The sequence below is a fragment of the Microbacterium aoyamense genome (genome assembly GCF_023155855.1).
In the GTDB taxonomy this organism is placed as follows: Bacteria; Actinomycetota; Actinomycetes; order Actinomycetales; family Microbacteriaceae; genus Microbacterium; species Microbacterium aoyamense.
This window is the reverse complement of sequence record NZ_JAKNUT010000004.1, coordinates 304204-328720: the sequence shown is the minus strand read 5'-3', so window position 1 is coordinate 328720 and position 24517 is coordinate 304204. Positions and strand designations below refer to the sequence as shown.

At 69.6% G+C, this 24517-nt stretch carries 19 protein-coding genes and 1 other RNA gene; 8 read left to right on the top strand and 12 right to left on the bottom strand.

Going from position 1 to position 24517, the window contains the following annotated elements; all coding sequences use genetic code 11:
- Positions 1–5: 5 nt before the first annotated feature.
- The 4 genes from MA876_RS12865 to MA876_RS12850 all read right to left on the bottom strand — a co-directional run bounded on the left by MA876_RS12865 (position 6) and on the right by MA876_RS12850 (position 4551).
- Positions 6–743 (bottom strand): glutamine amidotransferase, encoded by a 738-nt coding sequence (locus MA876_RS12865; protein ID WP_248149809.1) that lies wholly within the window; start codon positions 741–743, stop codon positions 6–8.
- Positions 740–2047: a MurT ligase domain-containing protein gene (locus MA876_RS12860; RefSeq protein WP_248149806.1), complete on the bottom strand. Its 1308-nt coding sequence runs from the start codon at positions 2045–2047 to the stop codon at positions 740–742. The genes MA876_RS12865 and MA876_RS12860 overlap by 4 nt, the downstream gene beginning before the upstream one ends.
- Positions 2044–3411, bottom strand: a complete 1368-nt coding sequence (locus tag MA876_RS12855) for an RNA polymerase sigma factor (RefSeq protein WP_248149803.1) — start codon at positions 3409–3411, stop codon at positions 2044–2046. Before MA876_RS12855 ends, MA876_RS12860 begins: the two co-directional genes overlap by 4 nt.
- 219 nt (positions 3412–3630) lie before the next feature.
- Complete coding sequence (locus MA876_RS12850) at positions 3631–4551, bottom strand: proteasome assembly chaperone family protein (RefSeq protein WP_248149800.1); 921 nt, start codon at positions 4549–4551, stop codon at positions 3631–3633.
- 89 nt (positions 4552–4640) lie between these two features.
- Here MA876_RS12850 and MA876_RS12845 point away from each other — a divergent pair, with 89 nt between their 5' ends.
- From MA876_RS12845 to sucB, 3 genes are all read left to right on the top strand, one after another.
- The gene (locus MA876_RS12845; protein WP_248149797.1) at positions 4641–6104 is read left to right on the top strand and encodes a leucyl aminopeptidase; all 1464 of its coding nucleotides are present in this window, start codon (positions 4641–4643) and stop codon (positions 6102–6104) included.
- Between the two features lie 2 nt (positions 6105–6106).
- A complete protein-coding gene (lpdA, locus tag MA876_RS12840) occupies positions 6107–7480 on the top strand; it encodes a dihydrolipoyl dehydrogenase (protein ID WP_248149794.1) in 1374 nt (457 codons plus the stop codon).
- Between the two features lie 82 nt (positions 7481–7562).
- On the top strand, positions 7563–9314 hold the full coding sequence (sucB, locus tag MA876_RS12835) for a 2-oxoglutarate dehydrogenase, E2 component, dihydrolipoamide succinyltransferase (protein WP_248149791.1): 1752 nt from the start codon (positions 7563–7565) through the stop codon (positions 9312–9314).
- A 17-nt stretch (positions 9315–9331) separates the two neighbouring features.
- Here the strand turns inward: sucB and MA876_RS12830 are convergent, their stop codons facing one another.
- A complete protein-coding gene (locus MA876_RS12830) occupies positions 9332–10651 on the bottom strand; it encodes a hypothetical protein (RefSeq protein WP_248149773.1) in 1320 nt (439 codons plus the stop codon).
- A gap of 125 nt (positions 10652–10776) precedes the next feature.
- Between MA876_RS12830 and MA876_RS12825 the strand changes: the two genes are divergently transcribed.
- Positions 10777–11484 carry a DUF4191 domain-containing protein gene (locus MA876_RS12825; protein ID WP_248149770.1) on the top strand — a complete coding sequence of 236 codons (708 nt, stop codon included), beginning with the start codon at positions 10777–10779 and terminating at the stop codon, positions 11482–11484.
- Here MA876_RS12825 and MA876_RS12820 read toward each other — a convergent pair.
- Positions 11481–11882 carry an RDD family protein gene (locus tag MA876_RS12820; RefSeq protein WP_248149767.1) on the bottom strand — a complete coding sequence of 134 codons (402 nt, stop codon included), beginning with the start codon at positions 11880–11882 and terminating at the stop codon, positions 11481–11483. The genes MA876_RS12825 and MA876_RS12820 overlap by 4 nt on opposite strands.
- Before the next feature lie 133 nt (positions 11883–12015).
- Here MA876_RS12820 and glnA (MA876_RS12815) point away from each other — a divergent pair, with 133 nt between their 5' ends.
- Positions 12016–13440, top strand: coding sequence for a type I glutamate--ammonia ligase (gene glnA / locus MA876_RS12815; protein WP_248149764.1), 1425 nt, complete (start codon positions 12016–12018; stop codon positions 13438–13440).
- A 72-nt stretch (positions 13441–13512) separates the two neighbouring features.
- Here the strand turns inward: glnA (MA876_RS12815) and MA876_RS12810 are convergent, their stop codons facing one another.
- Genes MA876_RS12810 through MA876_RS12800 form a run of 3 tightly spaced genes read right to left on the bottom strand, consistent with a single transcriptional unit; the run spans position 13513 to position 18129 of the window.
- Positions 13513–16533 (bottom strand): bifunctional [glutamine synthetase] adenylyltransferase/[glutamine synthetase]-adenylyl-L-tyrosine phosphorylase, encoded by a 3021-nt coding sequence (locus MA876_RS12810; RefSeq protein ID WP_248149761.1) that lies wholly within the window; start codon positions 16531–16533, stop codon positions 13513–13515.
- Positions 16534–16558: 25 nt separating this feature from the next.
- Complete coding sequence (glnA, locus tag MA876_RS12805; protein WP_248149758.1) at positions 16559–17896, bottom strand: type I glutamate--ammonia ligase; 1338 nt, start codon at positions 17894–17896, stop codon at positions 16559–16561.
- Between the two features lie 2 nt (positions 17897–17898).
- Complete coding sequence (locus MA876_RS12800) at positions 17899–18129, bottom strand: SPOR domain-containing protein (protein ID WP_248149755.1); 231 nt, start codon at positions 18127–18129, stop codon at positions 17899–17901.
- 89 nt (positions 18130–18218) lie between these two features.
- Between MA876_RS12800 and ppgK the strand changes: the two genes are divergently transcribed.
- A complete protein-coding gene (gene ppgK / locus MA876_RS12795; protein ID WP_248149752.1) occupies positions 18219–18980 on the top strand; it encodes a polyphosphate--glucose phosphotransferase in 762 nt (253 codons plus the stop codon).
- A gap of 23 nt (positions 18981–19003) precedes the next feature.
- Here the strand turns inward: ppgK and rnpB are convergent.
- Positions 19004–19370: RNase P RNA component class A (gene rnpB / locus MA876_RS12790), an RNA gene on the bottom strand.
- A 135-nt stretch (positions 19371–19505) separates the two neighbouring features.
- Here rnpB and MA876_RS12785 point away from each other — a divergent pair.
- Both MA876_RS12785 and MA876_RS12780 read left to right on the top strand, forming a co-directional pair.
- Positions 19506–20201: a cell wall protein gene (locus tag MA876_RS12785; RefSeq protein ID WP_248149750.1), complete on the top strand. Its 696-nt coding sequence runs from the start codon at positions 19506–19508 to the stop codon at positions 20199–20201.
- A 29-nt stretch (positions 20202–20230) separates the two neighbouring features.
- Positions 20231–21985 (top strand): DUF4012 domain-containing protein, encoded by a 1755-nt coding sequence (locus MA876_RS12780; RefSeq protein ID WP_248149748.1) that lies wholly within the window; start codon positions 20231–20233, stop codon positions 21983–21985.
- Positions 21986–22002: 17 nt separating this feature from the next.
- On the opposite strand, the gene MA876_RS12775 is transcribed toward MA876_RS12780, so the two are convergent.
- Together MA876_RS12775 and MA876_RS12770 are read right to left on the bottom strand one after the other, a co-directional pair.
- A complete protein-coding gene (locus tag MA876_RS12775) occupies positions 22003–23715 on the bottom strand; it encodes a bifunctional 3'-5' exonuclease/DNA polymerase (protein WP_248149745.1) in 1713 nt (570 codons plus the stop codon).
- 20 nt (positions 23716–23735) lie between these two features.
- Complete coding sequence (locus MA876_RS12770; RefSeq protein WP_248149741.1) at positions 23736–24467, bottom strand: zinc ribbon domain-containing protein; 732 nt, start codon at positions 24465–24467, stop codon at positions 23736–23738.
- Between the last annotated feature and the right edge of the window lie 50 nt (positions 24468–24517).

The window sequence follows — 24517 nt, the reverse complement described above, 5'->3', positions numbered from 1 at the left end:
GCGGCTCAGAGCTTGATCGCGGTGAAGTGCTTGCTCGCGGCGAGACGCTCGATCTCGGCGCGAGCCGCGCGGGCGTGCACGTCGATCGCCTCGTGGGCGCCGGTCGTGGCGTAGGCATCGCCGAGCGCGCGAAGCAGGATCGCGTCGGCGAGCTGCGGATTGAGAGGCAGCGCGGGTCCTTGCACGTTCGTCGCCCACACGCCGTCCACGGCGACCGTCTCGAAGCCTCCGGCGATGCCGCCGACGCCCGCGGCGACCCGACCATAGCGGGCCGCGGCATCCGGAACCGACCACTCCGACGCGTGGTCCTCGAAACCCACGAGCCTGCCGTCGACCGTCTCAGCGACGACGTAGCCGACCTTGCGGGTACGGGTCCGCGTCACGCGGGCAGCCAGCATCCCGAGCCCGTCGACCGAGGTGCCGTCGAGCAGGTCGATCCCCTCGGTCAAGAGCTCGGCCCCGCCGCCGACGGCGAAGAGGGATGCGCCGCCGGACCGCTTCGCTGAGAGCCAGGCGCTCCGCGCCGCGAGGTCGTCGCGCACGGCGCGCACGGCCGAGAGCGGCCCGTTGCCGATCACGATGACGTCCGCCTCGGCCGGAGACGGGTCGCCGAGTCCGACCGACTCGACGACGACATCGTGTCCTGCCAGCCGTGCGCGCGTCGCGAGGACATCGACGTTGCCGCGGTCACCCGTGATGCCGAGCAGGTCGGGGTACAGCTGAACGATGCGCAGGGTCGTCATCGGCGCGCCACCTCCTGATCGCCGTAGCCGAGGATGCGTCGGCCGAGCATCATGAGCTCGTAGTTGACGAACCAGATCTGGCGACCTGCGGCGGTCGGCGCGAAGCCGCGCATGATCTCGACGGCCTTCTCGATGTCGGGTTCGACCGTTCCGATCGGGATGCCCGCGTACGCGAGTCGCAGGGCGATCTGGTGGGCCTTCTCGCCCGTCACGACATCGACGTGGTCGAAAGCGCCGAGGTCGACGTCGTACAGCCACGAGACGTCGGGTGTGCCCTCGTCGATCGCCATCAGCAACCGCTCGGGAGCGCCCTCGAGCGCGTCGACGTTGAGCTGCAGGCTCGGCCCGTTCTTGAACATGACGAACTCGACCTGCTCGCCGCCGCGGGCGTGGCGCAGCGGCACGAGCTCGCCGCGACCGTATGCGGGTGCCATGGCCGCGAAGCCGGCGATCGCGTCGCCCGCGTCGAACCTGTTTCCGAGCACCTGCTGCGCGGCGCTCAGCGCCGCAGCCGCGTCCACGGCGTAGTGCAGGCCGCGCGCGGGCAGCGTGATCGGGATCTGCTGGCCGCCGAGGCGGATCTCGACGGCGCGGCCGGAGATCGAGGTGACTTCGCTCGCCGCGTCCTGCACGCGGGTGCCCGTCTCACCGCTGCGCGTATCGAGCGCGTTGACCAGCCCGTGCGCGGATTCGGCGACGACCTCGGTCGACGCGCCGAAGAAGGCGGCCGGCGCCTTCAGCGACGACGTGTCGATCTTGCTGAGATACGGATCGTCGCGGTTCACGACGACCAGACCGGATGCGCGCGTCGCGGCATCCAGCATCATGTCGGCCACGCGCTCGGTCTCGTAGAAGCGGTAGAGCTGATCGACCTGGACGTTCAGGGCGACGATGACGCTCGGATCGAGGATGTCGGCGAGCTCGGCCGCGAAGCCTTCATCGACCTCGAGCACGGCGGCATCCGCCTTCACCCTGCCGGTGAGCGTCGCGTCGGCCAGCAGAGCGCTCGTGACGCCCTGCGGCAGATTCGCGCCCGTCGGGTTCGTAAAGACCTTCAGACCGTGCGCGCGCAGGATCTCGCTGATCATGTGCGTCGTCGTGGTCTTGCCGTTCGAGCCCAGCACGAACACGACGCCGTACGGGAACTGACCGCCGAGCGTACGCAGGAGCGACGGCGCCATGCGGTTCGCGACGTAGCCCGGGAACGCCGAACCGCCGCCGCGCAAGCGCGTCGCGAAGCGCGCGAGCTTGCCGGCGAGGATCGCTGGCGCGTACCGGATGCCGCTCCCGGTCGCGCCGCTCACTCGAGGTAGTCCCGCAGCGACTGCGAACGGCTAGGGTGGCGGAGCTTCGCCATCGTCTTGGACTCGATCTGGCGGATGCGCTCGCGCGTCACACCGAACGTGTCACCGATCTGGTCGAGGGTCTTGGGCTGTCCGTCGCCGAGGCCGAAGCGCATGCGGATGACGCCCGCTTCGCGCTCCGACAGGGAGTCCAGGAGCGACTCGAGCTGACGCTGCAGCATCGTGAACCCGACGGCGTCGGCGGGAACGACCGCTTCGGTGTCCTCGATCAGATCGCCGAACTCGCTGTCGCCGTCCTCGCCGAGCGGTGTGTGCAGCGAGATGGGCTCGCGCCCGTACTTCTGCACCTCGATGACCTTCTCAGGAGTCATGTCGAGTTCGCGGCTGAGCTCTTCGGGCGTGGGCTCACGCCCGAGGTCCTGCAGCATCTGCCGCTGCACGCGGGCGAGCTTGTTGATGACCTCGACCATGTGGACGGGGATGCGGATCGTGCGCGCCTGGTCGGCCATGGCGCGGGTGATCGCCTGACGGATCCACCAGGTCGCGTACGTGGAGAACTTGAAGCCCTTGGTGTAGTCGAACTTCTCGACGGCGCGGATGAGGCCGAGATTGCCCTCCTGAATGAGGTCCAGGAACTGCATGCCGCGGCCCGTGTAGCGCTTCGCGAGTGACACGACGAGACGCAGGTTCGCGCCCAGCAGGTGCGACTTCGCGCGCTGGCCGTCGCGGGCGACCCACTGCAGATCGAGACCGAGCTGCTTGGTCTTCTCGGCGGCCGACATGTGCGACAGCTTCTCTTCGGCGAACAGGCCCGCCTCGATGCGCATCGCGAGCTCGACCTCTTCGGCCGCGTTGAGGAGCGGCACCTTGCCGATCTGCTTCAGGTAGTCCTTGACGGGGTCGGCCGTCGCCCCCGTGATCTGCGTCGAGTAGACGGGGACGTCCTCGTCGTCGGACGACGAGATGACGATCGCACCGGTCGGGAGCGGCTCGGTGAAGGCGGGCTTGGTGCTCTCCTCCTCGTCGTCGTCATCCTCGGACTCGGCCTCGGCGGCCGGTTCGGTGTCGGCCACGGGCTTCGCGGCGCGACCCTTGCCCTTGGGAGCAGGGGTCTCGTCCTCGTCGTCGGCGTCGAGGTCGTCGATCTCGACCTCGTCGAGTGCGACGTCATCCTCGTTCTCGTCGTCCTTCTTCGCGCCGCGCTTCGAGGCGGTCTTGGGCGCGGCCTTCTTCGCGGGTGCGGCCTTCTTGGCCGCGGGCGCCTTCTTGGCGGGAGCCTTCTCGGCGGCGACCGTCTCGGTCAGCTCTGCCTCGGTGTCCTTCGCCGCGCTCGCGCGGGTCGTTGTGTTCGTGCCAGGGGTCACGGTTCGCCTTTCACCGGTGGGCCCTCATTCACGGGCCCTCGGGAGATTTCGGACACTAGTAAGACCCTTGTCAAGTCCCGAGACCGCGAGGACGCACCTGCGGGACCGGTTGACAACGGGTCGATCCATCCAGTATCTCATACTCGCCGTCGGCCGATACCACACGACGTGAGGAGAGGATGCTCCATCCACAACGCAGGGGTGAGCAGCGGAATTCCTTCAGGCGCGCTTGTCCTCGTCGGGGGACGGACGACTGGCGAGGAAGCGCTCGAGCTCGGCGGCGAGTTCGTCCGCGCTCGGCAGGTCGCCCGTGTGGATCATCGGAGTCGCGAGCGTCGAGCCCGCCATGTAGGCGTCGTATCGCTCTTCGAGGCCCTGCAGCATCCGCGAGAGCTCATCGCTCCCCTCGACCTGCTCTGCGACCTTCGCGACGTAATCCTTGTTCTCGTCGCGAAGGTCGTCGCCCTGGAAGACGAGCCCTGTGGCGACACCCAGGCTGTCCAGGCCCGCGAGGGCTGCGGCGGGGTACTCCGTGTCGGCGAGATAGTGCGGGATGAGGAGCACGAATCCGGCCACGCGCGCGCCCGACTCGGCGAAGCGGTACTCGAGCAGGTGGCCGGCCGTCGACGGCACCTGCGTGTGCGGCTGCCAGACGGAATGCGCTTCGGTCAGGTCGCTGCGCGTGCCGCTCACCGTCGTGCCGATGGGCCGCGTGTGCGGAACCGGCATCGGGATCGCGTGCACCCAGGTGACCGTCGAGACGGCGTAGTCGTCGGCGAACGCGAGGACGGTCTCGCTGAAGGCATCCCACGCGAAGTCGGGCTCGTACCCCGCGAGCAGGAGGAAGGCCTGACCGAGCGCGTCGTGCGCGAGAGAGAGTTCGAGGCGCGGCGGTCGGTAGTCGGTGAGGTGGTCCTGCTCGAACGACACGATCGGACGCCGGGCGCGGTAGTCCAGGAGCACGTCGTTCGAGAACACGACGAGCGGAATGGGCTCGAGCTCTTCGCGGAAGTGATCCACGAGCTGGCTCACGGCGCTGCCCGCGTCCGTGAAGCCGGTCAGCGCGATGACGAGCGGCAGCCCCGGCGGCACGGGCGGTGCGGAGGCCGAGCGCTCGTAGAGCGAACCGGGATAGGGCATGCCTCCATGCTACGAGCCGACGACGACCCGAGGGCGCCAGGGCGATCCCGCCCACAGCGAACAATGCCCGCATACCTAGGATGGAGTCCATGGCCTTCCCCGACCTCGAATACCGCACCACGCCCATCAGAGAGTCGGACGCCGACGCGATCCTGCTCGCCCTGCCGCCGCTGGACGGTGGCCCCGTCGCCGACTGGCCGGGGCTCGGCGAGTCGCTCGCCGCCGTCGGCTTCACGGGCGCCCCAGGCTCGTTCGTGCGTGCCTACGCCCCCGAGAGCACGTCGGTGCCGCTCGCCGTCGTCGGGACGGGAACGGCTCCGGATGCCGCGGCCCTCCGCGACGCCGTGGGCGCCGGCATCCGCACCCTCACGGGGTTCGAGACCGTCGCCGTCGCCGCTCCTCTCGCCGGGGCTGAGCTGTGGAGCGCCGCGGCTGAAGGCGCCGCGCTCGGCGGCTACCGCTTCGACGGATACAAGTCCGAAGCACCCAAGCCACGCGCCGCGCACGTCGTCGTGCACGGGACGACGGATGAGGATGCCGGAGCCCTCGCGGCCGCGTCCGCGATCGCCGATGCCGCAGCGCTCGTCAAGGACCTCGTCTCGATCCCGGCGGAGTGGCTGGGACCCGCGGACTTCGCACAGCGCGCGGCCGACGCGGTCGAGGGGCTCGACGTCACGGTCGAGGTGCTCGACGAGGACGCCCTCCGCGAGGGCGGATTCGGCGGGATCCTGGGTGTCGGGCAGGGCTCGGACCGCCCGCCGCGTCTCGTTCGCCTCGACTACGCACCCGACGGCGCGACACGTCATGTCGCGCTCGTCGGCAAGGGCATCACGTTCGACACGGGCGGCCTCTCGCTCAAGCCCGCCGCGTCGATGGTCGGCATGAAGTACGACATGTGCGGCGCCGCGACGGCCCTCGCGGTGCTGCGCGCCGCGGCGACCCTCGCCCTGCCGGTGCACGTCACGGCGTGGCTGTGCATCGCGGACAACATGCCTTCGGGCCGCGCGACTCGCCCGGGCGATGTCCTGCGCATGGCCGACGGGCAGACCGTCGAGGTGCTCAACACGGACGCCGAAGGACGCCTCGTCCTGGCCGACGGGCTTGTCGCGGCATCCCGCGAGCATCCCGATGTCATCGTCGACGTCGCCACCCTCACGGGCGCCATCACGATCGCCCTCGGGAATCGGCACGCGGGTGTCATGGGATCCGACGACGCCGTCGCGGACTACCTCGCCGCTGCGGCGGAGGTGGGCGAACTCGCCTGGCACCTGCCGCTCCCGGCACACATGAACGACGAGCTCGACTCCCCCATCGCCGATCTGCAGAATGCCAAGATCGGCGACCCGGCGGGCGGCTCGCTCTTCGCGGGGCTGTTCCTGCAGCGCTTCGTGGGCCGGGCGTCCGATGATGCGGACGCCCCCCGCATCCCGTGGGTGCACCTCGACATCGCAGGTGTCGGCATGAACAAGGGTGCGGGCTTCGGCTACACCGACAAGGGACCGACGGCCGCGACGGTGCGGTCGCTCATCCGCTTCGTGGCGGGACAGGAGTGAACATGGCAGACCACGACTTCGACCTCGTCGTCCTGGGCGGCGGGAGTGGCGGCTACGCGGCGGCGCTCCGGGCCGCTGAACTCGGCAAGAGGGTCGCTCTCATCGAGAAGGACAAGGTCGGTGGCACGTGCCTGCATCGCGGGTGCATCCCGACCAAGGCGCTGCTGCACGCGGCGGAGGTCGCGGACGTGTCGCGGGATGCGGCATCCATCGGCATCCGGACGACTTTCGACGGCGTCGACCCGGCCGGCGTCCGCGCCTACCGCGAGGGCATCGTCGCGAAGAAGTTCAAGGGGCTCGAGGGTCTCATCAAGGCGCGCGGGATCACCGTCGTCGCGGGCGAAGGCCGACTCGAGGCGGGGCCCGCGGTGCGGGTCGGCGACGATCTCTATCGCGGCACCGATGTCGTGCTCGCGACCGGGTCGTACAGCCGGACGCTGCCCGGGCTCGAGATCGGGGGACGCATCCTCACGAGCGAGCAGGCACTCGGGCTCGAGGAGATCCCCACGAGTGTCGTGATCCTCGGCGGCGGCGTGATCGGCGTCGAGTTCGCGAGCGTCTGGCGTTCGTTCGGTGTGCAGGTCACGATCGTCGAGGCGTTCGACCACCTCGTGCCGAACGAGGACGTGGCGATGAGCAAGACGCTCGAGCGCGCGTTCCGCCGCCGCGGCATCGAGTACTCGCTCGGCGTGCGATTCCAGTCGGCGACGCAGACGGCGGACGCCGTCACCGTGAAGCTCGAGGACGGCAAGACGTTCGAGGCGGACTACCTGCTCGTCGCCGTGGGCCGGGGGCCGGTCACCGCGGGGCTCGGCTTCGAGGAGGCCGGCATCACGATCGACCGCGGCTTCGTCGTCGCCGACGAGCGGCTGCGCACGGGCGTGGACCACGTGTGGGCGGTGGGCGACATCGTCCCCGGGCTGCAGCTCGCGCACCGCGGGTTCCAGCAGGGGATCTTCGTCGCGGAGGAGATCGCGGGGCTCTCCCCCGTCGTCATCCCCGATCACCAGATCCCGAAGGTCACGTACTCGCACCCCGAGGTCGCCTCGGTCGGCCTCACCGAGGCGCAGGCGGTCGAAGCCCACGGAGCGGACGGCATCCTCTCCTACGAGTACAACCTGGCCGGCAACGGCAAGAGCGAGATCATCGGCACGGGCGGCCTCGTCAAGGTCGTGCGAGCGAAGGACGGCCCCGTGCTCGGCGTGCACCTGGTCGGCGACCGCGTGGGCGAACTCATCACCGAGGCGCAGCTCGCGGTGGGCTGGGAGGCGCATCCCGAAGACATCGCCCCGTACATCCACGCGCACCCGACCCAGAGCGAAGCTCTCGGCGAGGCGTTCCTCGCTCTCGCGGGCAAACCGCTCCACGCGCTGTGAGCCACGTTCGCGCGCGCGGCGCGCGAGTGCAGTCGGATCACTAAGCTAGACAAGACATCGGCATCCTGAAGGAGACAAGCCCATGAGCACTTCCGTGGTCCTCCCCGCGCTCGGCGAGAGCGTCACCGAGGGAACGGTCACCCGCTGGCTGAAGAAGGTCGGCGACACCGTCGAAGCGGACGAGGGCCTCCTCGAGATCTCGACCGACAAGGTCGACACCGAGATCCCCTCGCCCATCAGCGGCGTCATCGAGGAGATCTTCGTGCAAGAGGACGAGACCGTCGAGGTCGGCGCCGTCCTCGCGAAGATCGGCGACGGATCCGGCGCTTCGTCGGACGGGGACGCCCCGGCCGAGGCTCCCGCTGAGCCCGCGGCTGCTGAGCCCGCGGCTGCTGAGCCCACGGCCGAGACGCCCGCAGAGCCCGCGCCCGCCGAGGCACCCGCAGAGCCCGCACCCGCCGAAGCAGCGCCGGCGGCTCCCGCCGCGTCCGGCGGCAAGGACGTCGTGCTCCCGGAACTCGGCGAGAGCGTCACCGAGGGCACCGTCACGCGGTGGCTCAAGAAGGTCGGCGACGATGTCGCGGTCGACGAGCCCCTGCTCGAGATCTCGACCGACAAGGTCGACACCGAGATCCCCTCGCCCATCGCCGGCGTGCTGCAGGAGGTCCTCGTCCAGGAGGACGAGACCATCGAGGTCGGCGCGGTGCTCGCGCGCATCGGTGACGGCGCAGCGCCTGCGGCCGAGGCGCCGGCGGCCGAGCCCGCTCCGGACGAGGACGACGAGCCCGAAGAGGCGGCTCCGGCGGAGGCTCCGGCCCCCGTGTCGGCTGCGGCCCCGGCACCGGCGGCTCCCGCCCCCGCAGCTCCCGCACCGGCGGCACCTGCCCCGGCGGCACCCGCCGCCGCGGCATCCGACGACGACGGCGTCTCGTATGTCACTCCGCTCGTCCGCAGGCTCGCGCAGCAGCAGGGCGTTGACCTCGCGTCGGTCAAGGGAACAGGCGTGGGCGGTCGCATCCGCAAGGAGGACGTGCTCAAGGCCGCTGCGGCGGCGTCCGCCCCGGCGGCAGCCGCCCCGGCAGCGGCCGCCCCGGCCCCGGCCCCGCTCGAAGTCTCGCCGCTGCGCGGCACGACCCAGCCGATGTCGCGTCTGCGCAAGGTGATCGCCGAGCGCGCGGTCGCCTCGATGCAGCAGACCGCCCAGCTGACGACGGTCGTCGAGGTGGATGTCACGAAGCTCGCCTCGTACCGCGATGCGGTGAAGGCGGACTTCCTGGCCAAGACGGGCGACAAGCTGTCGTTCCTGCCGTTCTTCGCCATCGCGGCCGTCGAAGCGCTCCAGGCGTTCCCGATCATCAACTCGACCGTGGACGGCAGCGACATCGTCTACCCCGCGACCGAGAACATCGCGATCGCCGTCGACACCGAGCGCGGGCTGCTGACGCCGGTGGTGAAGGATGCCGCGGGCAAGAGCATCGCGCAGTTCGCGCGTGACATCGCCGACCTCGCCGCGCGTACGCGCGACAACAAGCTCAAGCCCGACGAGCTCGCGGGCGGAACGTTCACGCTCACGAACACGGGTTCGCGCGGCGCGCTGTTCGACACCCCGATCGTGTTCCTGCCCCAGTCGGCGATCCTCGGTCTCGGTGCCGTCGTGAAGAAGCCGGGCGTCGTCTCTGTCGACGGCAAGGACGCGATCGCCGTGCGCTCGTACGTCTACCTCGCGCTGTCGTACGACCACCGCATCATCGACGGTGCCGACGCGGCCCGCTTCCTCGGCGCGGTGAAGGCACGACTCGAAGCCGCGGACTTCGCGCCTCAGCTCGGAGTCTGAACCAGCGGCACGACCGATCATGGCTGCTGCGCGACATACACGTCGCGCAGCAGCCATCGTCGTCCGTCCTGCTGCACGACGATGAGCTGCGAAGCGAGAGCTCCCGATGCGTCGTCGGCACGCAGCACGGCGACGCCGCCGAACTCGTCCACGATCGTCAGCGTGCGCTCTCTCGCGTCCAGGTCGATGACGCCTTCGGGGAAGACATCCGCCCCCGGGACCACGACGTCCGCCAGGCATGAGGTCTCCTCGCGGCACACCGTTCTCGCACTCAGCAGTTCGGCGACGATTCCCGTCAGATCGTCTCCCGCAGCCGCTGGCTCGGGCGCCGGGCTCTGCCCGTCGGTAGACCCTGTTGCGTCCGCACTCGGGCTCGGCGTCCCGTCCGCAGCGGGTGATGGGGATGCACGGGGGTCGGCAGCCACCGGCTCGGCCCCGGTCGCCGGCCACAGCAGTCCGCCTGCGAGCACGACCGCACCGACAGCGGCGGCGACGAGCCAGGGTGAACGTCGCCGACCGGATCCGCGCACGGACACGCGACGCCACAGGCCGGTGGTCGCGCGGGACACCGCGTCAGCGAGGCCGACGTCCACGTGCCGCGTGAGGTGGTCCATCCAGCCTCCGGATGCCGCGAGCTCGTGCTCGCGATCCGGCTCGTGTACGCGCAGCGGAGGATGCCCCGGGCTCAACGTGGCGAGGGAGCGCCGCACAGCCAGCGGAGCGTCGGCCAGAGGTTCGGCAGCGGCGTGCGAGAACAGCTCATCTTCCACGCGCACGCAGTCGCGGTCGCTGATCCGTTCTCGCGTGAGCAGTTCGTCCAGCAGATGCCAGGGCAGATCCGAGGCCTCGGCGGCCAGCCCGCGCACGACATCGATCGTCTCGTCCGCTGCGCCACGCTCCCCCGCATCTGCGGCGAAGACCGGGCGGCGGTCATCCGTGAGCCACCATTCACCGCACGTCGTGTGCATACGGTGTCCGAGTTCGGCGATCGCCCGCACCAGACTGACGCCGATGGTGACGGCTTCGCCGCGACTCACCGGGCACCCGGCGTCACGACGCCGGGTGAGGAAGTCGGCGAGACGTTCGCCGCACACCGGCAGGAGCACCTGGTGACCGTGTGAGGTCCGCACGAGGTCGAGCGGCGCAGCGATGTGGCCGTCGGCCGCAGCATCCCACCCGGCCCAATCGTCAGTGAGGCTGTCCGCCTCGACGAGCACGCCCGACACGCCTGCCGGAGTGCGCACGAGCACTCCCGACCACGGCCCGTCCGCCGGCGCGGCGACGCGCCGCACCGCGCGGTAGGGGGCGAGGAGGCGGTCGGTGGGATCTGCGGTCACCCTCCGAGCATCCGTTCTCCACAAGCGCCGACCCGCCGTGGACGACACAACGGTGGAACGCTGTGCGCGAACGTCGCCTGGGGAGGAGCGAATGGCGGCCCAGCGCCGACGGTAGGCTGGTGGGCATGGCCCGCAGTACCGCTCCCGAGAAGCGTCCCGGCTTCTTCTCCCAGCTCCGCACGCTCTACACCTTCACGCAGAAGGCCTTCCGCTGGCTGCCGTTCCTCCTCGTCGGCATCGTGCTCCTCGGCATCGGCGCCGGTATCGCGGTCGGCTTCCTCATCCCGCCCGTCGCCATCTGGAGCGTCATCCTCTGGGGCGTCACGGGCCTCATGCTCGGTGTGCTCGGTTCGCTCATGCTGATGACGCGACTCTCGACGCGGGCCATGTACAAGCGACTCGACGGGATGCCGGGAGCGACCGGACACGTGCTGTCGACCTCCCTCGGCCGTCGGTGGCAGGCCAGCGACATGCCTGTCGGCGTGAACCCCAAGACGCAGGAAGCCGTGTACCGCGCGATCGGCCGCGGCGGTGTCGTCATCGTCGGCGAAGGGGCGCGCGGTCGCCTCACGCGCCTGGTCAACGACGAGCGCTCCAAGGTGCAGCGCGTGGCGTCGGGCGTGCCCGTCCACGTGATCTACATCGGACACGGCGAGGACGAGGTCCCCATCGCCAAGCTCGCGTCGACCATCAAGTCGTACCCCAAGGCCATCGACCGCGCGACGATGGCGGCCGTCATCAAGCGTGTCGATTCGGTATCGCAGTCGCTCGCGTCGCTGCCGATCCCGAAGGGCATCGACCCGACGAAGGCTCGGGCGCCCCGCCCCCGCTAGGAGCGGACGAGCGCCGTTCCGGCGGCCTTGTCGTGGACGCCGCGGTTGTCGGCGTCCCAGATGACGGCGGGGATCACGAGCGAGAGAAGGACCGAGCGGACGATCGGACGCCAGAGGCCGGGCCATCCTCCGGTGACGCGGATCACGCGCATTCCCAGCAGTCGATGCCCGGGGCTTCCACCGATCGTCGGGATGAAGACGCACTGCACGACGATGAAGATGACGGTGGTCGCGATCGCGTCATAGGAGAAGAAGGCGATCGAGATGAGGACGGCGCACGCCCAGTCGATCGCGATCCCGCCCACGCGGCGGCCGAGCTTCGCGAGACTGCCGGGGCCGTTCTCGGGCAGACCGAGTCGTTCGCCCGGGTAGAAGCCTGCTGGCAGTTCGTCTGGCATTCGTCCAGCCTAAACAGGGCTGTGTAACATGCCGGAAACAATGGTGTCACTGCCGGGACATGCCCCGCCGGTACCGTGCTCACAAGCCCGCTCGCGGGTCGACGTTCCCGAATGCCCTACCTCTGGAGCCTTAATGTTCAAAGATTCTTCCGAGGTGCTCAAGTTCATCAAGGACGAGGACGTCAAGTTCCTCGACATCCGTTTCACGGACCTCCCTGGTGTCCAGCAGCACTTCAACATCCCCGCTGCGACCGTCGATGAGGAGTTCTTCACCGTCGGCCAGCTCTTCGACGGCTCCTCGATCCGTGGATTCGCCAACATCCACGAGTCCGACATGCAGCTCATCCCGGACGTGTCGACGGCCTACCTCGACCAGTTCCGCGAAGCGAAGACGCTCATCATGGTCTTCGACATCTACAACCCGCGCACGGGTGAGATCTACGCGAAGGACCCGCGCCAGGTCGCCAAGAAGGCCGAGAAGTACCTCGCCTCGACCGGTATCGCCGACACGGCGTTCTTCGCCCCCGAGGCGGAGTTCTACATCTTCGACGACGTCCGCTACTCGGTGACGCAGAACCAGAGCTTCTACAGCGTCGACTCGGAAGAGGGCGCCTGGAACACCGGTCGCGAGGAAGAGGGCGGAAACCTCGCCAACAAGACGCCCTACAAGGGTGGCTACTTCCCCGTCGCACCCGTCGACAAGACCGCCGACCTGCGCGATGACATCTCCCTCAAGCTCATCGAGGCGGGCCTGCTCCTCGAGCGCTCGCACCACGAGGTCGGCACGGGTGGACAGCAGGAGATCAACTACCGCTTCGACACGATGGTGCACGCGGCCGACGACATCCTGAAGTTCAAGTACGTCGTCAAGAACACCGCCGAGCAGTGGGGCAAGGTCGCGACCTTCATGCCCAAGCCGCTCTTCGGTGACAACGGATCGGGCATGCACACGCACCAGTCGCTGTGGCTCGATGGCAAGCCCCTCTTCTACGACGAGAAGGGCTATGGCGGCCTGTCCGACACCGCACGCTGGTACATCGGCGGCATCCTCGCCCACGCGCCCGCACTGCTGGCGTTCACGAACCCGACGCTCAACTCGTACAAGCGTCTCGTGAAGGGCTACGAAGCCCCCGTCAACCTCGTCTACTCGGCCGGCAACCGGTCGGCGGCGATCCGCATCCCTATCACGGGTTCGAACCCCAAGGCGAAGCGCATCGAGTTCCGTGCTCCGGATGCCTCGGGCAACCCGTACCTGGCGTTCGCGGCGCAGCTCATGGCCGGCCTCGACGGCATCCAGAACCGCATCGAGCCGCACGAGCCGGTCGACAAGGACCTGTACGAGCTTCCCCCCGAGGAGGCGAAGAACATCCCGCAGGTGCCGAACTCGCTGCTCGACTCGCTCGAGGCGCTCCGCGCCGACCACGAGTTCCTGACGAAGGGCAACGTCTTCACGCCCGAGCTCATCGAGACGTGGATCGAGTACAAGATCGAGAACGAGATCAAGCCGCTGGCCGCGCGCCCGCACCCGTTCGAGTTCGAGCTGTACTTCGGCGTCTGACCCGTTCCAGCACGACGGGAAGCCCCCGGATCCTCGGATCCGGGGGCTTTCCCGTCGTCTCGGCGACGTCCGCTATCCGTAGAACAGCCGCTCGAACACCCGGCGCGCACGGCGCGTCGCGCCGAGGTAGTCCTCCTCGACGGCGGTCGCCGAGCGCGGCGGATAGCCGAGCAGGCGTCCGATCCCGTCGAGCCGGCGCCGGTCGGTCGGCAGGACGTCGCTCGTCTGGCCGGACAGCAGGGTGTTGGCCGAGCGGAGTCTGCTCGCCAGACGCCACGCGTCGGCGAGGCGATCGGCATCCGTCGCCGTCACGATGCCGGCATCCTGTGCCGCGCGCAGAGCGCCGATCGTCGACGTCGTGCGCATCTCGGGCACCGCGCGCGCGTGCTCGAGCTGCAGGAGCTGCACGAGCCACTCGACATCGCTCAGCGAGCCCGGACCCAGCTTCAGGTGGCGTGCGGGGTCGACGCCCTGCGGCAGGCGCTCGTTCTCGACCCGAGCCTTGATGCGCTTGATCTCGCGGAGCCCCTGCGGGTCGGGAGTCGCGGGATACCGGATGTCATCGGCGAGGCCGATGAACTCGCGGATGAGCTTGACGCTCCCCGCGACGCCGCGCGCACGCAGCAGCGCCTGGGCCTCCCACGACAGCGACCAGCGCCGGTAGTACTCGGCGTACGAGTCGAGCGAACGCACGAGGGGGCCGTTGCGACCCTCGGGGCGCAGGTCCGCGTCGAGGTCGAGCGGCACTCGGTGGTCCTCGGACCGTGCGCGCAACGCCGTCACGAGGCCTCGCGAGAGGTCGTTCGCGCGCTGCGGATCGACGCCGTTCGGCCGATAGACGTAGAGGATGTCGGCATCCGAGCCGAAACCGAGCTCGCGACCTCCGAAGCGCCCCATCGCGACGATGGAGAAGTCCAGCGCATCGTCCTCGGGAGGCACCGTCTCGCGGCGGACGGCGCGCAGCGTGGCCTGGATCGTGACCTCGGTGATCGTCGACAGAGCGTCGGCGACCTCCTCGATCGAGGTGTCGCCGACGAGCGCTCCCATCGCCGTCCGCAGCAGCTCGCGGCGCCGCAGGCCACGAACGGCGCGCATCGCGTCATCCGTCGTCTCGTGCCGCGTCTGGATCGCGCGGGCCTCGTCCTGCAGTGCGACGCCGGAACGCGGCCGCAGCGCGTCGGGATCGTCGAGCCAGGCCGCCGACTCGGGGATCCACTCCATGAGCTCGCCGACGTAGCGCGAGCCGGCGAGCACCCGCGTGAGGCGTTCGGCGGCGCCGGAGGAATCCCTCAGCATGCGCAGGAACCACGGCGTATCGCCGAGGCGCTCGCTCAGCCGGCGGAAGGCGATCAGGCCGTAGTCGGGGTCCACGCCGTCGGCGAACCACCGGATCATGACGGGCATGAGGTGCCGCTGGATCGTCGCCTTCCGGCTCAGTCCGCTCGTCAGCGCCGCGATGTGACGAAGTGCGCCTGCAGGATCCGCGAAGCCGATCGCCGCGAGGCGGTCGTGCGCCTGCTCCGTCGACAGCGCACGTTCCGCCCCGGGCAGCGCACGCTCGTCCGCGGGCAGGGCGGCGACCGCCGACAGCAGCGGGCGATAGAAGAGACGGACATGGATGTCGCGGACCTCGCGCTTGACCGACTCCCACAGCTCCCACACGGCCGGGCCGCTGTCGACGAGTCCCGTCGCTCGCGCGAGCGTGCGCAGCTCCTCCGGCCGGGAGGGCATGAGATGCGTGCGCTGCAGATGGCGCAGCTGCACGCGGTGCTCCAGAAGGCGGAGGATGCGATAGTCCCGGGCGAAGGCGGATGCTTCGCTGCGCCCGATGTACCCCTCGGCGACGAGCGCTTCGAGCGCGTCGAGAGTCCCGCGCTGACGGATGCGGTCGTCCGCGAGCCCGTGCACGAGCTGCAGGAGCTGCACCGTGAACTCGATGTCGCGAATGCCCCCGGGACCGAGCTTGAGCTGATACGGCACGTCGTCGGGCGGGATGTGCTCGGTGACGCGCTCGCGCATGCGCTGGACGCTGTCGACGAAGTTCTCACGCGCGGCACTCGTCCAGATCTTCGGCTGCACCGCGGCGACGTACGCCGCACCGAGCGCCGCGTCGCCGGCGATCGGGCGTGCCTTGAGGAGCGCCTGGAACTCCCACGACTTCGCCCACCGGTCGTAGTACGACAGGTGCGAGTCGAGACTCCGCACGAGCGCACCCTGCTTGCCCTCGGGGCGCAGATTCGCGTCGACCTCCCACAGCGGGGGCTCGATCTCGATCCCCGAGATCCCCCGCATCGTCTGCACGGCGAGTCGCGTCGCGATGTCGACGACGCGGCTCTCCCCCACTTCATCGACGAAGTCGTCGTCGCCTCCCGCGACGAAGATCACATCGACGTCGCTGACGTAGTTCAGCTCACGCGCGCCGGTCTTGCCCATGCCGATGATCGCGAGCTGCGCCCGGGCGACCTGCTCACGGGGGAACAGGCCCGCGCCGGCCGCGCCGGACGAGATGCGCGTGCGTGCGACGCACAGGGAGGCCTCGAGCGCGGCGCCCGCGGCATCCGCCAACGCCGCCGCGACGTCGGCGACGACATCGACCGGCGACGGCTGAAGGAGATCGTACGCCGCGATCTGCGCGAGGATGCGCCGGTAGCGGACCCGCAGGGAGACCCAGGACGCTTCTCCCCCGTCGCCGGCGAACCCGTCGACCGAGGCGACCGAATCCAGCAGCGACGAGGTCATCTCCGTCGCGGTCGGCAGGCGCGTGCCGGCGTCAGCGAGGTGGGCAATCTCACCGGGATTGCGCAGGAAGAAGTCCGCGAAGCCGGTGGATGCCCCGACCAGCGCGCACAGTGCACGCCAGGCGGCCGGTGCGCGGAAGGCCGCCGCGACGGACTCGCGATCCCGACGCGCGATCCGCGCGATGCCGGTGAGCGCGGCATCCGGATCCGCCGCCTCCGCGGCGTGGATGAGCAGGTCGTGGCGCGCGATGCCGGTCTCGGTCTCGACCTCGCCCAACAGGGCGTCGGCCTCGGAGAGCTCGCTGAAACCGAGTCGCGCGAGCTCCGTCAGCGACGAGGAGCGTGCGTTCGGCATGGCTGTTCGGAGCGCGCGGGCGCGGTCAGAGCATCTCGAGGTTGCTCTTGAGCTCGTACTGCGTCACCTGCGAGCGGTACTCCTGCCACTCCTTGCGCTTGTTGAGGAGCACGTAGTTGAAGACCTGCTCGCCCAGCGTCTCGGCGACGAGCTCCGACTCCTCCATGTACTCGAGCGCGTGGTCGAGGCTCGCGGGCAGCGGTGCGTAGCCGAGCGCACGGCGTTCCGAGTCGGTCAGCGACCACACGTTGTCCTCGGCCTCGGGAGGCAGCTCGTACCCTTCCTCGATCCCCTTGAGACCCGCCGCGAGCATGAGCGCGAAGGAGAGGTAGGGGTTGGCGGCCGAGTCGAGCGCTCGATACTCGACGCGCGAGGACTGGCCCTTGTTGGGCTTGTACATCGGCACCCGGACGAGCGCCGAGCGGTTGTTGTGACCCCAGCAGATGAAGCTCGGGGCCTCGTCACCGCCCCACAGTCGCTTGTACGAGTTCACGAACTGGTTCGTGACCGCAGAGATCTCATTCGCGTGCCGCAGGAGGCCCGCGATGAACTGGCGGCCGACCTTCGAGAGCTGGTACTGCGCACCCTCTTCGTAGAACGCGTTCTGGTCGCCTTCGAACAGCGACATGTGCGTGTGCATGCCGCTGCCGGGCTTGCCGCTGAGCGGCTTGGGCATGAACGTCGCGTAGACGCCCTGCTCGATCGCGACCTCTTTGATGACGGTGCGGAAGGTCATGATGTTGTCGGCGGTGGCGAGGGCGTCGGCGTACCGCAGATCGATCTCGTTCTGACCCGGACCGCCTTCGTGGTGGCTGTACTCGACCGAGATGCCGAGGTCCTCCAGCATCCGCACCGAGCGCCTGCGGAAGTCGTGGGCCGTCCCTCCGGGCACGTTGTCGAAGTAGCCGGCGGAATCCACCGGCTCGGGGCCGTCAGGGCCGTACGACGACGACTTCAGAAGATAGAACTCGATCTCGGGATGCGTGTAGAACGTGAATCCGGAATCGGCGGCCTTCGCTAGTGCGCGCTTGAGCACGTGCCGCGGATCGGCGACCGCGGGCTGACCGTCGGGCGTCGTGATGTCGCAGAACATGCGACCGGTCGGGTCGATCTCGCCGCGCCACGGCAGCGTCTGGAACGTCGTCGGATCGGGGTGCGCGAGCAGGTCGGACTCGTACGAGCGCGTCAGACCTTCGATCGCGGACCCGTCGAAGCCGAGACCCTCTGCGAACGCTCCCTCGACCTCGGCAGGAGCGATCGCGACCGACTTGAGGGTGCCGATGACGTCCGTGAACCACAGACGCACGAACTTGACGCCGCGCTCCTCGATCGTGCGCAGGACGAAGTCGCGCTGCTTGTCCATCGTCACAGCTCGTCTTCCTGCTCGGTGACCTCTTCGAGCGTGCGGCCCCAGCCGTCCTCGCGCCGCTCGTCCTCGGCCCACGAGCGAGAGCGCTCGCGCAGGAGATCAGGAGCCTTCGCAGCCTCCTCGGCCGTGTCGAACGGACCCGCGCGGTCGATCGCGGGCGACTCGAAGCCCTTCTCGACCTCGCCCGTCGTGAGGTTGTACCAGAACTTCTCGCTGTCGCCCGACACGATGTCTCCTCCCAGGGCGGTTCCGCGTGATGGAGGCCGCCATGGTCGATCCTACTGATCCGGCGGACGGTGCTGGATAGGCTGTCGGCATGGCAACGGCAGCAGCGCGCGCGGTAGGCGTGGACATCGGCGGAACCGGCATCAAAGCGGGGATCGTCGATCTCGATCAAGGCATCCTCGTGAGCGATCGCATGAAGGTCGCGACACCGGCGGGGGCTGAGCCGGAGGACGTGCTCGCCGCCGTCCGAGAAGTGCTGGACCGCCTCGGCATCGCCGACGACGCCATCCCGCTCGGCGTCGCATTCCCCGCGATCGTCAAGAACGGTCGCACGCTCTCGGCTGCGAACGTCTCCGACAAGTGGATCGGCTTCGAGGCCGAGAAGTTCTTCGAGGACGGCTTGGGCCGCGACATCCATTTCGCCAACGACGCGGATGTCGCGGGCGTCGCCGAGATGCGCTACGGCGCCGCGAAGGACAAGCCCGGCCTCACGATCCTCACGACGCTCGGCACCGGTATCGGCTCGGCGCTGCTCTACAACGGTGTGCTCGTGCCGAACTCCGAACTCGGTCACGTCCAGCGTGCGAAGCACGGGAAGGATGCCGAGGCCTTCGCCGCGTACTCGGCCATGGAACGCGAGAGCCTGTCGTGGGAGAAGTGGGCGAAGCGCCTGCAGTGGTACTACGACTACATCGAGTTCCTCTTCAGCCCCGACCTGTTCATCGTGGGCGGCGGCGTGTCGAAGCACGCGGACCAGTTTCTGCCTCTGCTGAACCTCAAGACCGAGATCGTGCCGGCCGTGCACCGCAACAACGCGGGCATCATCGGGGCCGCGGCGCTCGCACTGGGCTGAGCGCCGCGACCGCGGCGAGAGGGCGAATGGGCCGGCCTGTACGCCGGGTTCTGTCCGGGGGCTCGCGCCCCGTGGACGGTCATCTCTCTCGGCGACACGTTGCCGTGCCGCTCCAGCGGCCTACCCGGGGACTCGGCGGGCCGCGTCATCATCCCCTGTCTGGCCTTGCTCCGGGCGAGGTTTGCCGTGCGAGTCGCGTCACCGCGACCCCGGTGGTCTCTTACACCACCCTTTCACCCTTACCGGGCCGTAGCCCGGCGGTCTGCTCTCTGTGGCACTGTCTCGCGGATCACTCCGGGTGGGTGTTACCCACCGCCCTGCCCTGTGGAGCCCGGACGTTCCTCGGCGCCCACGGATGACCGTGGGCGACGCGACCGTCCAGCCGACCCATTCGCCTCACGATTGTATGAAGAAACCCTGAGTATTACCGACGGTCCACCGACCTCTGTTGTAGTGTGAGACCGCTACGGACCCTGCAACTGGGGTTGGGTCCGAAGATCAATCGCCTTTGGGGAGGCAATTATCATGCGCAAGATCGTGCTTTCCGCGGCGCTGGCCGCCGCACTCGTCGTGATGGGCGGCTCGGCTGCCCTTGCTGTCGAGGATGGAGATCCGTCGGCACCGTCGCCGGCCGCGACCGGCTACACGCCGGTCGACCCGACCGAGCCGACGCTCGGCGGATCCACGGCCGTGGGCGAGTGCGACCGCGACGTCCCGTGGATCAACTACTCGGTCTTCCTGCTCGATCCCGACAACGTCGCGACGGGTCACGTCGCGTCGCTCGTCATGACCGCCGGTGACGAGGAGTACAAGGTCGAGCTCGGGACGCTCGTCGACAACAAGCTCTCCGGTCGGGTCCTGTGGCCCGGCGCAGAGGTCGACGAGAACGGCAACGCCATCGGTTGGCCCGGCTGGACGATCGATGCCTCGGGCACGTACGTCCCGACGGACGAGAACTTCGCCTGGACCCGCGGCGACATCAAGGCGGTCATCCAGGTGAACCCGCAGCTCGAGGTCCCGCTCTCCTACCCCGAGGCGACTCCGGACTGCGCCACGAATCCGATCGCGCTCGGCCTCACGGGCGATGTCGCGGGTAAGGGCGATCTCGCCCGCACCGGTGTCGAGGCAGCCATGCTCCCGATCAGCCTGTTCGCGGGTGCCCTCGTGCTCGTCGGTGTCGGCGCGATGATCGTCACGCGTCGCCGAGGCTCGAACGCGTAATCCCTCGCTCCTGAGCTAGGTTGGGCGACGTGAGCCAGCCCACGCGTCGACGTCGAGTGCTCTGGGTCGTGTTGACGCTGACGGCGATCGTCGCGGTGCTGGTCGCGTGCGGCGCATGGGTCGGAATCAGGGCGCTCATGGCCAAGAGCGAGCTCGAAATGATCATGCCGTTGGCCGCGCCCATTCAGGAAGCCGCCGACGCGCGGGATCTCGACTCGCTTCGGGAGCTCCTCGCAGAGGCCGAAGGGCACGCGGCGGAAGCGCGCGGTCTCACGGGTGATCCCGTGTGGCGGGCCGCCGAGTGGGTTCCCGTGATCGGACCGAACCTGGCCGGTGCGCGGGTCGTGTCGGCGTCCGCCGACGCCCTCGCAGCCGGCGTCGGCGAGGTCCTCGATGAAATCCAGCAGATCGGAGCCGACGGCGACGATCTCGGACTCGAGTCGGCAGCTGAACTCGCCCCGTCGCTGTCCGCGGCAGCCGAAGCCTTCACGACTGCGGGGGCCGAGCTCTCCGCACTCGAGCCCGCCGCCATGATCCCCCAGGTCGCCGACGGCGTCGGAGCACTCGAGGCGGTCGTGTCGCAGGGAGCGCCGTACATCACGACGGTCGCCGACATCGCGGCAGTGCTGCCGACGCTTCTCGGCGTCGGTGGTCGGAGCGAGGTCCTGCTGGTCATCCAGAACGGCGCCGAGGTCCGCACCGCCGGCGGTATCGCCGGGTGGTTCATCCTCCTCGACGCGAACGAGGGAACCCTCACCGTGGTCGATCAGGCGGACGCCGCGGACTTCCCACCGCGGGACCCTGAGGTGTCGGGCTTCCCGGCGTCGACGGCGGAGCTGTACGGCGCCGGTGCGGGCGCCTTCATCCAGAACTCCACGATGACACCCGACTTCGCCGTCACCGCGGGCCTCATCAGCTCGTGGTGGACCGAGGTCAAAGGCCAGGAGCCCGACGCCGTGCTCTCGATCGATCTCCCCGCCGTCGCTGCTCTCGTCGGTGCGACGGGACCGCTTCTGCTGCCCGATGGCACCGAGATCGCGGGCGAATCACTCGTCGAGGCGCTCGTCGTCGACACCTACTTCGACTTCGATCGCGAAGAGCAGTCGACTGTTCAGCGTGCTGTGGTCGCCGCCGCCGCTGCGCAGCTCTTCCGGGGAGCCTCCGACCCGATCGCGTGGTCGCAGGCACTGCTGGCGCCGGTTCAGGACGGTCGGATCTCGGCGTGGAGCGCAGACACGTCTCTGCAGGACGAGATCAGCCACTCCGTGCTCGGCGGCCAATCCGTCCGTTTGGCCGGCGCAGATCCGCAAGCGTTCGGCGTCTACCTCAACGACGACACCGCCGGCAAGATGGGCCCCTACCTCCGCGTCGGGATGGCGGCCGGTGCGATCGAATGTCGATCGGACGGACGACAGGACCTCATCGTGACCGTCGTGCTGAGCAACGACGCGCCCGCCGACGCCGCGACGTGGCCATGGTGGATCACGGGCGGCGGCATCGAGGGTGTGCCTCCCGGCGAGATCTCCACGAGCGTGTCCGTCGCGTCGTCGGACGACGTGGTGCTGAACGGCGTGCGGGTCGATGGAGAGATCGTGCAGACGGTGACGGCGACCGAGGCGGGCTCACCGACGACTGCAGCGTCGGTCACCGCTGCCCCCGGCACGTCGCACACGATCGAGTTCCGGTACACGCAGCGCACGGCAGGCGACACCGACATCTCCCTCATCCACACGCCTCTCCTCGACGACGTCGAACTGCTCGACCTCGCACCGGCCTGCCCGTAGTCGCGGACGGGCGTTCCTCACCCGGGTTTGTCGGCCGAGTCGGCGATGCGCAGGTCGAGCGGAAAGTCGATCGGGAAGTCGCCGAACAGGAGCCTGCCGGCGACCTCGGCCGCGGCACGGACGGCTGCGGCGGCCTCCTCTGCCACCGCCTCGGGCGCATGCACGATGATCTCGTCGTGGAGGAAGAAGGCGAGATGAGGTCGCCGTGCGAAGGCCGCGCCCGATCGCGGAGCGGCGCGTCTCTCGTCGACCTCCGGCAATGCGGCGAGCCGCGTCCGCAGATCCGCCAGCCAGGCGAGCGCCCATTCCGCGGCCGTTCCCTGCACGACGAAGTTGCGGGTGAACCGGCCCCGATCGCGCGCCCAGCGTCGTGCGCGGGTCTCCTCACCGGCGGCGGCGTCGGCCTCCGTCGCGCGGGACTGCACCTGCATCCATCCGTCCGAGGGCGGCGGCGACGTGCGGCCGAGCCATGTCGAGACGACACCGCCGTCCTCGCCGATGCGCGCCGCGTCGTCGACCAGACCCATCGCTCGTGGGAAGGTCCGACGCAGGCGCGGCACGAGACGACCCGAATCCCCCGTCGTGGCTCCGTACATCGCCCCGAGCATCGCGATCTTCGCTTCGGCGCGGGTGTCGACGGCGCCGGTCTCGAGGATTCCGGCGTAGAGGTCGCGTCCGCGCGCCGCGTCCGCGAGCGCCGTATCCCGTGCCATCGCGGCGAGCACGCGGGGCTCGAGCTGCGCGACGTCGGCGACGACGAGCAGCCAGCCCGGGTCGGGCCGGACGGCGGCGCGGAGCTGCCGCGGCAGCTGCAGCGCGCCACCGCCGGAGGACGCCCACCGACCCGTGACGACCCCGCCGGGCACGTAGACGGGCCGGAAGCGCTCATCGCGCACCCACTCCGCGAGCCAGGCCCAGCCGTTGGCCGAATGCAGTCGCGACAGCTTCTTGTACTCGAGCAGCGGTGCGATGACGGGATGCTGGTGCTCTGCGAGCTCCCACCTGCTGGTCGATTCGACCGGCACGCCGACGCGGTGGAGCGCCCGCAGGAGCTTGGGCTGCGAGTCCAGACTCGCCGCCGGATCCCCCAGCGCGTCGCGGACGCGGCGGGCCGCGGCATCCATCTTCGCCGGAACTCCCCCGGCCACCGGCCGTGCGCCGAGGACGTCGGTGAGGATGCGGTCGTGCTCCGCGGTGTTCCACGGCAACCCGGCGGCCTGCAGTTCCGCGGCCACGAGGGCGCCGGCGGACTCGGCCGCGACGAGAAGGCGCAGTCGCGCGGGATCCCCCGACGTCGCGACGGCGTCACGCTGGCGTGTGAACTCGGCGACCGCCGCGTCGAGGTCGTCAGGCAGCGTCTGGCCGTCGTCCGCGTCGAGGTCGAAGAGGGTCGGTGCGGCCTCGATCGTCGCGGCCGCGGCATCCCATGCCGACGGAAGCCGCACGACGGCACCCTGATCCACCAGGGCACTCGCGCGCAGGATGAGGTGACACAGGCGGAGGTCGTGGCAGCGGGCGATCCGGATGCCGCGCTCGAGCAGCGCCGGGTACCAGGCGGGAGCGTCGTTCCACACCCATCGAGGAGCGTACTCGCGCTCCGTGGCCGCGATCCAATCGGGAAGGACGGCCGGATCGAACGTCGATCGCTCGAGTTCCTCGCCCTCCTGCCCCAGCAGCACGGCGCTGATGGTGCCCGCGGTTCGGCCCAGCACCACCCAGGAGGGGCTCATCGGCCGTCAGGCGCCGCGGGTCACAGCCCCGAGTCCTCGGTGCGCACGAGGATGCAGCCGCACTCGGGGCACGTCATGACGTCGTCGGACGCGAGGGCGCGCAGCTTTTCGAGATCGGAGCCCGAGATCACCATGTGGCAGCCTTCGCATGTGCGCCGGCGCAGCGCACCGGCGCCCGCACTGCGCGTCGCGAGCTTTTCGTAGAGCGCGAGCAGGTCGGCCGGCACCGTCCCGGCGACCGCGGCGCGATCTCGCGTCGCCGCTTCGCCCGCCGCGGTGGCTTCGGCCACGAGTCGCTTGGCCTCGGCGCTCAGTTCGGCTCCCTCGGCATTCGTCGCCGCGATCAGGGCCTCCTGCTCGGCGACCGATGCGTCGGCCTGCTCGAGACGGTCCATGGCGTCGAGTTCGAGGTCCTCGAGGTCGCTCTTGCGCTTCGCGAGAGCCTGCAGCTCGCTCTCGTAGCCCTGCACCTCCTTGAGATTCGAGGTACCGGCGAGGCGCTCGGCGTCGCGTGCGCGCCGGGCGTCGACGACGGCGACATCGGACTCGATGCGCGAGATCTCGGTACGCAGGTCGTCGCGCGCGCCGAGACGAGTCGAGAGCTCCTGCGCGAGGGTCTGACGCTGCGCCAGCAGCTCCTGCACACGGGCCGCCTGCGGCGGATTGCGGCGGGCGTTGTCTGCCTGACGGATGCGGGCGTCGAGCTCGGCGACCTCGAGAAGTCGGGTCTGGTCGGCAGGGCTGGCTTTCACCCCTCCAACCTACCGCGGGGTGTCGACGCCGTACGCGTCGGGTCTAGTCT

Excerpts from the sequence above, each read along its gene's own strand:
- MA876_RS12820 (WP_248149767.1), bottom strand. The coding sequence starts at position 11,882 with ATGCCAGACGAACTGCCAGCAGGCTTCTACCCGGGCGAACGACTCGGT.
- sucB (WP_248149791.1), top strand. The coding sequence starts at position 7,563 with ATGAGCACTTCCGTGGTCCTCCCCGCGCTCGGCGAGAGCGTCACCGAG.
- MA876_RS12845 (WP_248149797.1), top strand. The coding sequence starts at position 4,641 with ATGGCCTTCCCCGACCTCGAATACCGCACCACGCCCATCAGAGAGTCG.
- glnA (WP_248149758.1), bottom strand. The coding sequence starts at position 17,896 with ATGGACAAGCAGCGCGACTTCGTCCTGCGCACGATCGAGGAGCGCGGC.
- MA876_RS12775 (WP_248149745.1), bottom strand. The coding sequence starts at position 23,715 with ATGAGCCCCTCCTGGGTGGTGCTGGGCCGAACCGCGGGCACCATCAGC.
- ppgK (WP_248149752.1), top strand. The coding sequence starts at position 18,219 with ATGGCAACGGCAGCAGCGCGCGCGGTAGGCGTGGACATCGGCGGAACC.
- MA876_RS12850 (WP_248149800.1), bottom strand. The coding sequence starts at position 4,551 with ATGCCCTATCCCGGTTCGCTCTACGAGCGCTCGGCCTCCGCACCGCCC.
- lpdA (WP_248149794.1), top strand. The coding sequence starts at position 6,107 with ATGGCAGACCACGACTTCGACCTCGTCGTCCTGGGCGGCGGGAGTGGC.
- MA876_RS12825 (WP_248149770.1), top strand. The coding sequence starts at position 10,777 with ATGGCCCGCAGTACCGCTCCCGAGAAGCGTCCCGGCTTCTTCTCCCAG.
- MA876_RS12865 (WP_248149809.1), bottom strand. The coding sequence starts at position 743 with ATGACGACCCTGCGCATCGTTCAGCTGTACCCCGACCTGCTCGGCATC.
- MA876_RS12785 (WP_248149750.1), top strand. The coding sequence starts at position 19,506 with ATGCGCAAGATCGTGCTTTCCGCGGCGCTGGCCGCCGCACTCGTCGTG.
- MA876_RS12810 (WP_248149761.1), bottom strand. The coding sequence starts at position 16,533 with ATGCCGAACGCACGCTCCTCGTCGCTGACGGAGCTCGCGCGACTCGGT.
- glnA (WP_248149764.1), top strand. The coding sequence starts at position 12,016 with ATGTTCAAAGATTCTTCCGAGGTGCTCAAGTTCATCAAGGACGAGGAC.